Consider the following 14,063-nt stretch of genomic DNA (forward strand, 5'->3'; position numbering starts at 1 on the left):
TGGTGCGGATTTCGTTGCCACTTCTGAGGCTGCGTCAGGTCGGGCCGGCCGGCCCCTGTCGCTGACCCCACCCCCTTGACGGCCGTCGCGCCGCCTCACATACTGACGGCCAAATCGATGGCCAAATCGATTTGGCTCCCCGTCCAGGGCCGGATCGCGGCTGAACCCGAACGTGTCGAACGCCGATCGGAGCTCGAACGTGTCCAGTCCCCGCCAGACCCTTCCCGGTACGGATCAACCACCGACGCCGGAGCCCACCGACCCCGCACCCGTCCACCCCGTCGACGAGTCCCGCCCCTTGGGCCGCATCCTCCTCTTCGGGATCCAGCACGTCCTCGTCATGGCCGCCACGCCGATCTCGGCGATCTTCCTGATGAGCGCCACCCTCCGCCTCGACGCCGGCCTGACCGTCAATCTGCTCTCCGCCGCCTTCGTGCTCTCCGGCGTCGGATCCCTGATCCAGTCGCTCGGCCCGTGGCGGTTCGGTCCCCGGCTCCCGTTCGTGATGCTGCCGGGCGGCGCGCCGCTCATTCTCTTCCTCGCCATCGCCGACCAGCACGGCCTGCGCACGGCCACCGGCGCGGTGATCCTCACAGCGGCCTTCTACTTCGTCGTGCTGCCCGTCTTCTCCCGGCTGCTGGCCTTCTTCCCGGCCCTCGTCATCGGCACCATGATCGTCATCGTCGGCGTCAACCTGGTGAAGGTCGGCGCGGTCCTCGTCACCGGACGCCCCGGCAGCCCCGGCTTCGCCGACACCACGAATCTCCTGCTCGGCATGGCGACGATCGGGTTCACGGTCGTCTTCTATCTGCTGTTCAGCGGCATCCTGCGCCAACTCGCCGTCATGCTGGGTCTGCTGGCCGGCACCGCCCTGGCCGCTCTCCTCGGTCAGATGGACCTCGGCCGCGCCACCGAGGGCGGCCTGGTCAGTCTGCCGCAGGTGATGCCGTTCGGCTCGCCCCAGTTCAACCTCCTCGCCGCCCTGCCGCTCATGCTCTACTGCCTCGCCTCGATGGCGGAGGCCACCGGCCAGACCGTCATCAACGCCGAGGCCGTCGGCAAGGAGATCGACCGGCGCACCGCCGTCCCCAAGACCATCCGCGGCGACGCGCTCACCTCCCTCTTCGGCGGGTTCTTCGGCCTGCCGCTGATGGTGACGAGCGGCGAGAACATCGGCATCGTCCGCGTCACCGGCGTACGCAGCCGTTACGTCACCGCGGCGGCCGGCGTGGTCCTCATCGCCATCGGCTTCCTCGCCCCCGTGACCCGCGCGATCAGCGTCATCCCGTCGGCGGTCATCGGAGGCACCGCCATGGTCGTCTTCGCGGTCATCACCGTGCTCGGGGTGCAGATGCTCGGCCGATCCGACCTCGACACCCACACCAACACCTTCATCTGCGCCGTCGCCCTCGCGCTCGGACTCCTGCCCATCCTCATCCCGGGCGTCTACGCGGGCTTCTCGCCGAACCTCCGCATCCTCCTCGAAAGCGGCGTCGCCGTCGGCGCGTTCGTCGCCGCCGTCCTCAACATCCTCTTCCACCACCTGAGGCCGGGCATCGCCGCCCGCCTCGCCACCAGCCGTACGGAAAGCGACCGATGAACCAGCGCACCCGCGAACTCCTCGACGGGCCCGGCCCGTTCCTCCTCGAACCGGACGCCGTCCTGCTGCCGGAAGGCCCCGCGGACGGATGGGCGGTCGTCGTCGCCGACGGCTCGTTCCGCGCCGTCGGCCCCGTGGAGGAGCTCCGGCAGACCCATCCGCACCTGGACGGCGTACGGCTGGCCGGTCACCTCCTGATGCCCGGCTTCGTCGACGCCCACCACCACCTCACGCAGAGCTTCGGCTCCGCACTCGCCTTCGGGGAGCCGTCGGAGATCTTCCGGCGGGTCTGGGTGCCCCTCGAGGGCGCGCTGGACGAGGAATCGGCTTATACGGCGGCCAAGTTGGCGGCCCTCGAAGCGCTGCGCGGCGGTTTCACGACCGTCGCCGACGCGGGCACCCGCGCCGCCGTGGACGTCGATGTGGTCGCCTCCGCCGCCCGTGACGCCGGGATCCGCTGCGTTCTCGGTCTCGTGTGCAACGACGCCGGCGACGGCGCCGAGACCACCGGCGCGGACGCCGAGGCCGGCGACCCCGCCGTCCTCGCCCACGCGGAGAAGCACCTCACCCGCTACGACGGCGACCCGCTCATCCATGCCTCCCTCGCCGTCTCCATCCCCGAGGCGGCGACAACCGCGACCCTGCGGCGCGTCGCCCGACTCGCCGCGGAGGCGGGGGCCACCGTACAGATCCACGTCAACGAGCACCTGGCCGGCGTCGAACGCTCGCTGCTCCGGCACGGCCTGCGCCCGCTCGAACACCTCCACCACATAGGCGCGTTGGGTCCCCAGCTGCTCGCCGCGCACGCCACGCTCCTCACACCCCATGAGCTGACCCTGCTCGCCGACACCGGGACCGCCGTCAGCTACAACCCGGTGGCCAGCGCCTGGAAGGGCAACGCCGTCGCTCCCGCCCTGGCCATGGCCGAGCGCGGCATCCGCTTCGGCCTCGGCACCGACGGCACCCGGGGCGACGGCTTCCGCCTCGCCGAGGCGGCCGAGTTCGCCCAGCGGATCACGTACGGTCTCGCCACCGGCGACTCGTCGTGCGGCGCCGGCTGGACCTGGCTGGAGCACGCCACCCGCGGCGGCGCCGACGCCGTCGGACTCCGTGCCCGGACCGGGGCCGTCGCCGAGGGCCTGGCGGCCGACTTCCTCCTCGTCGACGTCACCACCCCCGAACTGGCGCTCTCCTGGGACGTGCCCTGGGAACTGGTACGACGCGGCAACCGGGACCAGATCACGGCCGTGTTCGTCGGCGGCCGGATGCGCCTGTGGCGCGGCCTGCCCACCGACTGGGACGGCCCCGCGCTCGTCGGCCGAGCGATCGAACTGGCCCGCGCCGCCGTGGAACGGGCGCCCATCACCCGCGCGCACCCGACCTCCACGGCGGCACGGATGAGGAGCACCGCACCGTGAGCGCCGAGACCCTGGCCGTCCTCGCCGTGACCGTGGCCGTCGCCGCGTTCGTGCAGGGCAGCAGTGGGCTCGGCTTCGCACTGATCGTCGCGCCCGTGGCCGGGATCCTGGATCCCGGCCTGCTCCCCGTGTTCGTCCTGGCGGCGATGATCCCGCTCAACCTGTACGTCGCCTGGCGCGAGCGGGCCTCGCTCGATCTGCGCGGGGCCGGCTGGATCACCGCCGCCCGGCTCGCGGCCACCCCCGGTGGGTTGGCGCTGCTCTGGCTGATCCCGGACCGCAGCCTCGGCCTCTTCGTGGGCATCGCGACCGTCCTGGCGGCGGTCGTGAGCCTCGCCGCACCCGCGTTCACCCCGGGCCGGGCCGCCTACCTCGGCGCGGGCGTGGTGACCGGTCTGACGGAGACGGCCACCGGTGTCGGCGGGCCGCCGCTCGCGCTGGTGTACCAGCACCGGCCACCGGCCGAGCTGCGCTCCACCGTCGCCGTCTGTTTCCTCGTCGGCGAAGTCGCCTCCCTGGCTCTGCTGTTCGCCACCGGGGAGGGGCATCCGGAGGACCTGGGCTGGGCAGCGGTCCTGCTGCCGGCGATCGCCGTCGGCGCGTGGTCGAGCCGCCTGGTGCGCCACCGGCTGAACGCGTCCAGGATGCGTCTGTTCGTGCTCGGGTTCGCGCTGGTCTCCGGGCTCGTCCTCATGCTCGGGCTGTGACCCGCAGCGACGAGGCACGCGGGATCACCCGGGGCTCGGGCGATGTGACCACCGCACCGGTGGTCACATCGCCGCGCAGCCGTCCGAGCAGCAGCTCCACCGCGTCGGACGCCGCCCGGTCCAGATGAAGGTCGACGGCCGTGAGCGGCGGCTCGCACGTACGGGCGCGCAGTCCGTCGTACCGGGTGGCGACCATGACGTCGTCCGGTACGGCGCGTCCGCTGTCCTTGATCGCCCGGACCGCGCCGACGGCGAAGGCGTCCACCAGCGCACACACGGCGTCGATCCGGGGATGCCGGGCGAGCAGGTCCGCGCAGCACTCGTACCCCGCCTGTTCGCCGCCCGTCTCGGGGGCGGTCGCCACGATCGGCGTCCAGCCGTGCCGCGCGGCGAGACGCTCGTACGCGGCGCGGGCGTCGACCGCCGCGTGGCGTTCCCCTGACCCGATGATCAGCGCCGGGCGTTGGGCGCCCTGCTCCCGCAGGTGGCCGAGCAGCTTCTCGGCGACGAGCCCGCCGCGCAGATCGATGTACGGCGCCGCCTCGTCGGGTGAGACGGGCCTGCCGAGCGCCACGTACGGAAGCCCGCGCTCCTTCAGATGGGCGGCCGCCGCGTCGTTCACGTCCGGCTCCACGACGATGGCTCCGTCGATGTCGACGGAGTGCAGGCCCGAACCGGACTGCACGGGGGGTACGAGCACGAGCGCGTAGCCGTGCAGCAGGGCGCTCTCGGCGGCGGCGGCGGCGATCTCCATGTAGAAGCCGAGCCGGGAAGGCCCCGCGGCCACCGCGATCGGCATGGACGAGGCGAGCGCGATGGCCTTGGCCTGCCCGCGCCGCAGCCGCTGGGCCCGCAGATTGGGCCGGTAACCCAGCTCGGCGGCGACCAGCTTGATGCGCTCCCGGGTCCGGGGGTCGACCTTTCCGAGCCCGTTGAGCGCGTGCGAGACGGTGGTGCGCGACACCCCGGCGGCGGCGGCGACATCGGCGATCGTCGGTGGTCTCGAGCCGGCCCCGGAAGTGGGCATCTCCGTCGCTCCTCACGCGCTCGGGGACAGGTGATGTTCCCATCTTCGCCGACCCGGGCGGCAGGCATGTCGACCGGGTCCGGCGGTTGTCGGGGACTGCGGTTCGTGGCCGGGACGCTCGTGGCCGGAGGGTCACCCGGCGGGTCGCGGCGGCGGTGCCGACGCGGTCCGTACTCCCGCCGCCGGCTCGTTCCCGGCGGCCCGGTCCGTCGCGTGCGGGTCCTGAGTCGGCCCCGGCGCCGCGGGCGCCAGGGTGAGGTCCCAGAAATCGGCGTAGCGGCCGCCGCGGCGCAGCAGGTCGTCGTGGCCGCCCTCCTCGACGATCCGGCCGGCGTCGAGGAAGACGATGCGGTCGGCGTGCTGGACCGTGCGCAACCGGTGAGCCACCATCACCACCGTCCGGCCCGCCATCAGGCGCTCGACGCCGGCGTGGACGGCGGCCTCGTTGACGGGGTCCAGCGCGGAGGTGATCTCGTCCAGCAGCACGATCGGCGCGTTCTTCAGCAGCGCCCGGGCGATCGATACGCGCTGGCGTTCACCGCCCGACAGGCGGGCGCCGCCCTCGCCGACGGTGGTCGCCCATCCGTCGGGCAGGCGCTCGATCACCTCGTCCAGCCGCGCCGCGGCCGCGGCTTCCCGAACCTCGGCGCTCGTGGCGTCGGGGCGGCCCAGGCGCACGTTGTCCTCGATCGTGCCGTCGAAGAGACAGACGTCCTGGAAGACGATGGCGAACCGCGCCATCAGCGCCTCGGTGCGGATCGCGCGCACGTCGGCGCCGCCGATGCGCACCGCGCCCGCGTCCACGTCGTAGAACCGCGCGAGCAGCTGCAGCAGGGTGCTCTTGCCCGCACCCGACGGCCCCACCACGGCCAGCCGCTGCCCCTCGGAAACGGACAGCGACAGGTCGTCGAACACCGTACGCCCACCGTGCCGGAAGGTGACCGACTCGAACGCCAGTCCGTGGCCGACCGGTTCGACCGGGTCGGGGGCCTGCGGCAGCGGCTCCGTACGCAGAATCGCGTCGATCCTGGCCAGCTCGCCGCGCGCGCCGCGCAGCTTGCCGCCGAGGTCGGCCAGTGACAGCAGCGGATCCGCGCAGCGTGCGGCCAGCACCAGGACCGTCAGCAGCTCCGCGGCCCCGACGCTCCCGCCGAGCGCGAGGTACGTCCCGAGGACCAGCACCGCGGTGAACACCGCCTGCACCGTCAGCGCCAGGCCCAACGCGCCGGGCAGCGCGGACAGTGTGGAGCGACGGGAGGCCCGCTGGACCTGCCGCAGGGCGTCGTCCAGGAGACGGAAGCGTTCGGCGGTCCGGCCGCCGGCGCGCAGCACCGGCTGGGCCTGGAGGTATTCGATGACCCTTCCGGTGGCCTCTCGGTCGCGTGTGGCGCGCTCCGCGTCCTCAGCCGCCGCCGAACGTCCGGTCAGGACCTGGATCGCCGCCACCACCGGAACAGCGGTCAGCGCGGCCAGGCCCAACCGCCAGTCGAGGGCGAGGATCACAGCGACGATCGTCAGTGGCGTCACGGCTGCGGAGACCAACGGCGCCAGCAGGTGCGCGATCACGCTCATCGCCTGCAGAACGCCCTGACCGGCCAGGACGGACACCTCTCCCACCCGGGCCGCGCCGTACCAGCCGAGCGGAAGCCGGGCCAGATGGTCGCCGAGGCGGTGGTACACACCGCGCAGGAGCGCCGTGCCGACGCGGAACCCCGACAGGTCACTGAGATAGCGCAGCACGGCATAGGCCGCCACCGTGGCCCCGAACGCGCCCAGCCAGGGCCAGGCGTCGTCCGGCGCGCCCCCGAGCAGTGCCCGCAGCACGGGTGGCAGCAGGGCGTAGGACAGGCCCTCGACGACCGCTGTCGTCGTCATCAGGGCGAGGGTGCGGAGCATCGGGCGGGCGTGCTGGTGGCCCAGCACGCGCAGGAGCATGCGGATCATCGGGGGGTGTCTCCTTGCCGCTCGAAGAGGGTCCGCGGGCATGTCTCCATCGGATCGTCCGGGCCGTACGTCGTCACAGCCGCTGCCCCCCTCCCGCTGAGTCCGCCGCCTGCCGGGAGCGCCAGATCGCAGCGAACCTCCCGTCCCTGTCGAGCAGTTCGTCCGGCCTGCCGTGCTCGACGATCACACCGTCCTCCAGGACCGCGACGGCGTCGGCGCCGAGGACGGTCTCCGGACGATGCGCGATGACCAGGACCGTCCGGTCCTCCCGCAGCGTGTCCAGGGCGCGGCGCACCGCCTGCTCGGTGCGCGGGTCGGCGAAGGAGGTCGCCTCGTCGAGCACCAGGACGGGGGTGTCGGCCAGCAGCGCGCGGGCGAGCGCCACCCGTTGGGCCTCGCCGCCCGACAACCGGGCGTCCTCGCCGATCACCGTCTCGTACCCCCGCGGCAGTTCGAGGACGCGGTCGTGGACGTTCGCCAGACGGGCGGCGCGCACGACCTCCTCCGGCCCGGCGTCCGGGACCGCCAGCGCGATGTTGTCCGCTACCGAGGCGCGCAGCAGGCGGACGTCCTGGAAGACGAAGGAGACCTGCCGGTACAGCTCCCGGCTGTCCAGCTCGCGCAGGTCGACACCGCCCAGGCGGACCGAGCCGCTCGTCGGGTCGGCGAAGCGCGGGAGCAGCTGGACCAGCGTGGACTTGCCGCTTCCCGACGGTCCGACGAGCGCGGTGACCGTTCCCGGCTCCAGCACGAGATCGATCCCGCGCAGTACGTCGCGGCCGGGTTCGTAGGCGAAGCGGACGTCGCGCAGCTCCACCCGGTGGCCGTGTGGCACGGCCGGGTTCGCCGGTTCCGGTAGCGGCGGCACCGCGAGCACGTCGCGGATCCGGCCGACCGCGCGGCGGGCGGCCTGCAGCTCGTCGAAGCCGTGCCCGAGCGCCGCCACGGGAGCGGTCAGCCCGAGGCCGAGGAGCAGGAACGGCAGCAGGTCCGCCGGGGCCGTCCCCCCGCCGCTGATCAGTGCGACGCCGCCGGTCAGTACGGTGAGCAGCACGAACGGGGGCGAGAGCACCAGCTGCATCCCTGCGGCGATCGGGGAGATCCCGTGCACCCAGCGGTGGAAGACGGCGACGAACTCGTCGGCGGCGACGCGGAATTCACGATGGGCGCGCTCTCCCCCGCCGAAGGCCTTGACCACCGCGATGCCCTGGACGAACTCCAGGACGGAGTTCGCGATCCGGGTCATCGCCGTGTCGAAGTCGGCCTGTTCGCGCAGCCGGGCCGGAGTCATCATCAGCGGGACCAGCGCAACCGCCGCGACCACCGGAATCAGGGTGATCAGCGTCAGCCGCCAGTCGACGGTGAACAGGTAGACCAGTGACACCAGCGGTACGACGAAGGCGGAGGCCAGCTCACCGGGGGTGTGGGCGATGAACGGGTGCACGGCGCCGACGTCCTCGCCCACCAGCTTGGCCAGCTCACCGCTGCGGCGGCGGGAGAGCCAGCCGATCGGTACCCGCCCGAGGCGTGCGGCCAACTGCCGGCGCAGTGCCAACTGCACCCGTCCGTCGAGCAGATGCCCGACTCCCGCCGCGGCGGCCGTGAACAGCAGCTTGGCGAGCAAGCCGATCGCTCCCGCGGCCACGACGAGCCGGACGTGGCCGTGGTCGACCGGATCGGGTGCGAGCAGGACTCGGCCGACCTCGACGACCGCGAGCAGGGGCGCCAGTCCCGCCACCGCGCCGATGACCTGCAGAACGATCACTGCGGCGAAGCCCCCCGCGTACGGCCGTAACAGCCCTGCCGCTCTCCGCCGCTCATCGTCCGGTGGCTCGGCGAACTCCGTGTCGGTCATCGTCGTCTCGTCCTCTCATCCGCGTCTGTCTCCGAGGGATCCCACTGATTCTTACGACGTAAGTCTGATTGAGGACGCTATACTTACGTCGTAAGACTCGTCAATCGGATCGTGGTGCGTCGGGCACGGCAAGGAGGAGCACCATGGCGGCCAACAGGGCGCAAGGGCAGCGTGCGGGGCTCACGCGGCAGGCCGTTCTGGAGGCGGCCCTGCGGCTCGTCGACCAGGAAGGGCTGAAGGCTCTGTCGATGCGACGACTCGGCGCCGAACTCGGCGTGGAGGCGATGACCCTCTACCACCACGTGCCGAACAAGATCGCCCTGCTGGACGGGATGATCGAGCAGGTCGTCGCGGAGGCCGTGCCCCTGGAGTTCGGCGCCGCCACCTGGCGGGAGGACCTGAGCGCCTACGCCCACGCGCTGGTCGCCGCGCTCGGCGCGCATCCGCACGCCGTGCCGTTGCTGCTGTCCCGGCCCGCCATGACGCCTCGCAATCTGCGGACGCTGGAGGCCGCGGTGGCGATGCTGCACGAGGCGGGCTTCCCCCTGCCCAGGGCCCTGGACGCTCTCTACTCGCTGACCAGCTTCGTCGTCGGGCACGCCGCCGCCCAGGCGGGCCGTGTCGACGGGGCCGGCAGCATGGCCTCCTTGGACCCGGACGCGTACCCGCTGTTGGTCGCCGCCGCCCGGGAGACAGGCGAGGACGCGTCCGAGGCACGCTTCGACTTCGCGCTCGACGCGCTGCTGTCCGGATTCGAACGGGAACTGGCAGGCACGTCGACCACAAAGTGAAGGCCCCGACCAGCATGAACGGGGCAGGGCCCTTTCGATCGGCTCCGTCAGCCCAGGAAGCTCAGCCGCACCTGGCGTTCCGGGTTGTCCTTGTTCGTGTCCACCAGGCACACCGACTGCCAGGTGCCGAGCGCCAGTTGGCCGCCGATCACCGGAAGCGTCGCATGGGGCGGGACGATGGCCGGCATCACGTGGTCGCGGCCGTGCCCCCGGCTTCCGTGGCGGTGCTGCCAGCGTTCGTCGGCGGGGAGCAAGTGATGGAGAGCGGTCAGCAGGTCGTCATCACTCCCCGCTCCCGTTTCGATCAGTGCCACACCCATGGTCGCGTGGGGCGCGAAGACGTTCAGGAGTCCGTCTCGGCCCTGCGCGACCTCTTCCAGGAAGGAGACGCACTCCTGGGTGAGGTCGTAGACCGTCTCGGACGCCCCCGTGGTGACGTCCAGGGTGCGGGTCTCGAATCCATGGCTCATGCCTCCATGGTGGCCGACAGAGCGGTCCTCTCACACCGCACACGCGGATGATCCCGGCCGGCCGGTACGGGAAGATCCGCGGACGCGCCCTCGTTAGTGGAAGCGTGAACGATTTCGGGGTTGAGGCGGAGACGGTACGCACCATCGACGTGGTCGTCATCGGTGCCGGCCAAGCGGGACTCTCGGCGGCCTACCACCTGCGCCGCACCGGTCTCGTACCCGACCGGGACTTCGTCGTGCTCGATCATGCCCCGCGCCCCGGCGGTGCCTGGCAGTTCCGGTGGCCCTCGCTCACGTACGGCAAGGTCCACGGGATGCACGCGCTGCCCGGGATGGAGCTGACCGGCGCCGACGACAGCCGGCCGTCCTCCGAGGTGATCGGCGCGTACTTCGCGGCGTACGAGGAGCGCTTCGAGCTGCGCGTCCACCGGCCCGTCGCGGTCTCCGCGGTCCGTGAGGGCGACGGCGGGCGGCTGCTCGTCGAGACATCGGAGGGGACGTACGCGACGCGCGCGCTGATCAACGCCACCGGTACGTGGGACCGCCCGTTCTGGCCCCGCTACCAGGGCCAGGAGACCTTCCGCGGCCGCCAGCTGCACACCGTGAACTACCCCGGCCCGGAGGAGTTCGCCGGTCAGCGGGTGATCGTGGTCGGCGGCGGGGCCTCCGGGACGCAGCATCTGATGGAGATCGCCGAGGTCGCGGCGGAGACGACCTGGGTGACCCGGCGCGAGCCCGTCTACCGTGAGGGGCCGTTCGGCGAGATGGAGGGCCGGGCCGCGGTCGCGATGGTGGAGGAGCGCGTACGGCGTGGGCTGCCGCCGCAGAGCGTCGTCTCGGTCACCGGCCTCCCGCTGACCGACGCGATCCGCGGCGCGCGGGCGCGGGGTGTCCTGGACCGCAACCCCATGTTCGACCGCATCACCCCGACCGGTGTGGCCTGGGCCGACGGCCGGAGCGTGGACGCGGACGTGATCCTGTGGGCGACCGGCTTCCGTGCCGCGATCGACCACCTCGCCCCGCTCAGGCTGCGGGAGCCGGGCGGCGGGATCCGGGTGGAGGGGACGCGCGCGGCACGCGACGAGCGCGTCCATCTGGTCGGCTACGGGCCCTCGGCCTCCACGATCGGCGCCAACCGGGCCGGGCGCGCGGCCGTCACCGAGATCCGCCGTCTCCTGGAGCGGGAGCCGGAGCCGGAGCCGGTGGTGGCCGGGTGAGGTGACGACCGGCGTCAGCCGGCCTTCGCCGCCCGTCGGTGCGCGTTGAACTCGGCGACGTTCGCCTGGTGTTCGGCGTAGTCGGCGGTGAAGCGGGTGTCCCCCGGCCGTACGGTGACGAAGTACAGCCAGTCGCCCTTCGCCGGTTCGATCGACGCTGTCATCGCCTGCTCGCCCGGGTTTCCGATCGGCGTCGGTGGCAGGCCGGTGCGTTCGTAGGTGTTGTACGGGCTGTCGATCCTGGTGTCCTCGTGGGTGGTGTCCACGGTCGATCGGCCCAGGGCGTAGTTGATCGTCGAGTCCATCTGGAGGGCCATGCCCCGGGCGAGACGGTTGTGGACGACCCGGGCGACCTTGCCCATGTCCTCGGCGGTGTCGGCCTCGGCCTGCACGATGCTGGCGATGATCACCGTCTGGTGCACGCTCAGGCCGTGGCGCTGGGCTCCCGCGCCGACGTGACCGGCACCGAAGCGCTTGCCCGCCGTCTCGGCCATGTAGCGCAGCAGGCTCTCGGGGGTGGTCGAGGACGTCACGGGGTACGTCGCCGGGAAGAGATAGCCCTCCGGGTTCCCCCCTGCGGCCTCGGGCAGCGCGAGCGCGGTGGCCGGGGCGGCCGCGGCGCGCCGCGTGGTGCCCGCTGGGAGGCCGAGGGAACGGTCGACGGCCGCGTACACCTGGCCCGCACGCCAGCCCTCCGGGATCACCAGGGTCCGTTGTTTCTCGGGGGCGGGTTCGTCCTCGCCGAGGAGCAGCAGCGGCACGGTGACCGCCGCCGCCACCGCGAGGGCCGCTCCGAGGAACAGCATGAGTGTGCCGCGGCGGGTGAGCCGGGTGCGGCGGCGACGGCGTTCGGGCTGCCAGGACCGGTGCGTCATGGCCGCACGCTAACGCGGCCCGCCCGGGAAACCGCGGAGCCCGGCGGGACATACACACGCATGCGGCGCCGCCGGCCCCCTGGGACGGGGGGCCGACGGCGCCGTGCACTGCGTGTGCCGGACGAACCAGGGTCAGACGAGCCAGCCCAGGAAGTGGAAGACGCCGGCGAGCAGGTTGGTGATCACGTTCATGGTGGTGCTTTCTCCTTGTGCCAAGTGCATCTGCGGGACAGTGCGCGGTCGCGGTCTGCAGCCCGTCGCTTGCGCACCGTCATCATCAGCCGCCACAAGGAAGGGGAGCAACGAAAACGGGGACGATCACACGTTCTGGGGAACAACCGCTCCCACGTTCGTGTGTTCGCCGTCGCGGCGGACCAGGGCCGCGTACCGGCCGTCCCGGGCGAGGAGCTCCGCGTGCGTGCCGCGCTCGGCGATCCGGCCGGCTTCGAGGACCACGATCTGGTCGGCGTCCCGGACGGTGGAGAGCCGGTGGGCGATGGTGATGGTGGTGCGGCCGGCGGAGAGCGCGTCGATGGCCTGCTGCACCGCGTGTTCCGTACGGGTGTCCAGCGCGCTGGTCGCCTCGTCGAGGATGAGCACGGGCGGGTCGCGCAGGATGGTGCGGGCGATCGCGAGGCGCTGCTTCTCGCCGCCCGAGAAGCGGTAGCCGCGCTCGCCGACGAGGGTGTCGTAGCCGTCGGGCAGCGAGGCGATGTGGTCGTGGATCTGGGCGGCGCGGGCGGCGGCCTCGATCTCCTCGTCCGTGGCGTCGGGCTTGGCGAAGCGCAGGTTGTCGCCGACGGAGGCGTGGAAGAGGTACGTCTCCTGGGAGACGACGCCGACGGCGCGGGCCAGGGTGTCGAAGTCCAGGTCGCGGACGTCGACGCCGTCGAGCAGCACACGTCCGCCGGTCACGTCGTAGAGCCGGGGCACGAGATAGCTGAGCGTGGACTTGCCGGATCCGGTCGGCCCGACGACGGCGAGGCTGCCGCCGGCCGGGACGGTCAGGTCGATGGAGTCGAGCGTCGCCCGGCCGACGGCCTCACCGTCGTAGCGGAAGTGGACGTCCTCGAACGCCACCTCGCCGCTGATCTTCTCCAGCCGGACGGGGGCCGCGGGCTCGGTGATGTCGACGGGAAGGTCGAGGTACTCGAAGATCCGCTGGAAGAGGGCGAGGGAGGTCTGTATCTGGACGCCCGTGGAGAGCAGGCTCACGGCGGGCCGGAAGAGGCCCTGCTGGAGCGAGACGAAGGCGACCAGGGTGCCCAGGGAGATCGCCGGGCCGCCCGCCTGGAGGGCCAGTCCGGCGGCCCAGTAGATCAGCGCGGGCATGGCGGCCATGACGATGCCGATGGTGGACATCCGCCACCGCCCCGCCATGGAGGAGCGCACTTCGAGGTCGACGAGTCGCTCGGACTCCTCGGCGAAGGACCTGGTGAGCGAGTCGGCGCGGCCCATGGTGCGGCCGAGCAGGATGCCGCTGACGGAGAGCGACTCGGTGACGGTCGCGGCCATGGCGGCCATCTGCTTCTGGCGCTGCGTGGTGATCTTCTTGCGCTCGCGGCCGACGCGGCGGCTGATCCAGACGAAGAGGGGAAGCAGGAGCAGCGAGACCACGGTGAGGCGCCAGTCCAGCACGAGCATGGCGACGACGGTGGCGACGACGGCGGTGAGGTTCGAGACGAGGGAGGTGGCGGTCGAGGTGACCGTCGCCTGCATCCCGCCGATGTCGTTGGCGATCCGGGACTGCACCTCGCCGGTGCGCGTGCGCGTGAAGAAGGCGAGCGGCATCCGCTGGAGCTGGGCGTAGACCGCGGTACGCAGGTCGTGCATCACCCGCTGGCCGACCGTGGTGGAGATGAGGGTCTGGAGCACGCCGAAGACGCTCGTCATCACGGCGGTGACGATCATGCCGAGGGCGAGCAGGCTGAGCAGCCCCGTACGGCCCTGCGGGATGGCGGTGTCGAGGATCTCCTTGAGCAGGAACGGCGAGGCGACCGTCACCAGGGACGAGGCACCGACGAGCAGCCCGACGACGGCGAGCCGGCCGCGGTAGGGACGGAAGAGCCGCAGGATGCGCCGCATCTGCGCGGGCTCCTCGGGCTGCGCGGGATCGCGCGGGGGAGGTGTCCAGTCGGACGCTTCATGGGGGCGCATGG

At 72.3% G+C, this 14,063-nt stretch carries 11 protein-coding genes; 5 read left to right on the forward strand and 6 right to left on the reverse strand.

Annotation, left to right across the window (positions count from 1 at the left end; all coding sequences use genetic code 11):
• Positions 1–199 precede the first annotated feature (199 nt).
• From ACFYV5_RS12100 to ACFYV5_RS12110, 3 genes are read left to right on the forward strand one after another with little or no spacing between them, the layout of a single operon-like run.
• Positions 200–1,600, forward strand: coding sequence for a uracil-xanthine permease family protein (locus ACFYV5_RS12100; RefSeq protein ID WP_389167427.1), 1,401 nt, complete (start codon positions 200–202; stop codon positions 1,598–1,600).
• A complete protein-coding gene (locus tag ACFYV5_RS12105) occupies positions 1,597–3,018 on the forward strand; it encodes an amidohydrolase family protein (RefSeq protein WP_389167430.1) in 1,422 nt (473 codons plus the stop codon). Before ACFYV5_RS12100 ends, ACFYV5_RS12105 begins: the two co-directional genes overlap by 4 nt.
• The gene (locus tag ACFYV5_RS12110; protein ID WP_355110332.1) at positions 3,015–3,725 is read left to right on the forward strand and encodes a sulfite exporter TauE/SafE family protein; all 711 of its coding nucleotides are present in this window, start codon (positions 3,015–3,017) and stop codon (positions 3,723–3,725) included. Before ACFYV5_RS12105 ends, ACFYV5_RS12110 begins: the two co-directional genes overlap by 4 nt.
• On the opposite strand, the gene ACFYV5_RS12115 is transcribed toward ACFYV5_RS12110, so the two are convergent.
• The 3 genes from ACFYV5_RS12115 to ACFYV5_RS12125 all read right to left on the reverse strand — a co-directional run bounded on the left by ACFYV5_RS12115 (position 3,709) and on the right by ACFYV5_RS12125 (position 8,551).
• Entirely contained in the window at positions 3,709–4,752 is a 1,044-nt protein-coding gene (locus ACFYV5_RS12115) for a LacI family DNA-binding transcriptional regulator (protein ID WP_389167434.1), read from the reverse strand. The genes ACFYV5_RS12110 and ACFYV5_RS12115 overlap by 17 nt on opposite strands.
• A 132-nt stretch (positions 4,753–4,884) precedes the next feature.
• Positions 4,885–6,696 (reverse strand): ABC transporter ATP-binding protein, encoded by a 1,812-nt coding sequence (locus tag ACFYV5_RS12120; RefSeq protein ID WP_389167437.1) that lies wholly within the window; start codon positions 6,694–6,696, stop codon positions 4,885–4,887.
• A gap of 73 nt (positions 6,697–6,769) precedes the next feature.
• Positions 6,770–8,551 (reverse strand): ABC transporter ATP-binding protein, encoded by a 1,782-nt coding sequence (locus tag ACFYV5_RS12125; RefSeq protein ID WP_389167440.1) that lies wholly within the window; start codon positions 8,549–8,551, stop codon positions 6,770–6,772.
• A 143-nt stretch (positions 8,552–8,694) separates the two neighbouring features.
• On the opposite strand from ACFYV5_RS12125, the gene ACFYV5_RS12130 reads away from it, so the two are divergent.
• Complete coding sequence (locus ACFYV5_RS12130; RefSeq protein ID WP_389167443.1) at positions 8,695–9,342, forward strand: TetR/AcrR family transcriptional regulator C-terminal domain-containing protein; 648 nt, start codon at positions 8,695–8,697, stop codon at positions 9,340–9,342.
• 47 nt (positions 9,343–9,389) lie between these two features.
• Here the strand turns inward: ACFYV5_RS12130 and ACFYV5_RS12135 are convergent, their stop codons facing one another.
• Entirely contained in the window at positions 9,390–9,812 is a 423-nt protein-coding gene (locus tag ACFYV5_RS12135; protein WP_355110327.1) for a YjbQ family protein, read from the reverse strand.
• 104 nt (positions 9,813–9,916) lie between these two features.
• Between ACFYV5_RS12135 and ACFYV5_RS12140 the strand changes: the two genes are divergently transcribed.
• Positions 9,917–11,029, forward strand: a complete 1,113-nt coding sequence (locus ACFYV5_RS12140) for an NAD(P)-binding domain-containing protein (protein WP_389167446.1) — start codon at positions 9,917–9,919, stop codon at positions 11,027–11,029.
• Positions 11,030–11,043: 14 nt separating this feature from the next.
• Here the strand turns inward: ACFYV5_RS12140 and mltG are convergent, their stop codons facing one another.
• Positions 11,044–11,904, reverse strand: a complete 861-nt coding sequence (gene mltG, locus ACFYV5_RS12145) for an endolytic transglycosylase MltG (RefSeq protein ID WP_389167448.1) — start codon at positions 11,902–11,904, stop codon at positions 11,044–11,046.
• Positions 11,905–12,222: 318 nt separating this feature from the next.
• Entirely contained in the window at positions 12,223–14,061 is a 1,839-nt protein-coding gene (locus ACFYV5_RS12150; protein ID WP_389167451.1) for an ABC transporter ATP-binding protein, read from the reverse strand.
• Positions 14,062–14,063: the final 2 nt, after the last annotated feature.

The sequence above is a fragment of the Streptomyces sp. NPDC003035 genome, assembly GCF_042888285.1.
Classification (GTDB): Bacteria; Actinomycetota; Actinomycetes; order Streptomycetales; family Streptomycetaceae; genus Streptomyces.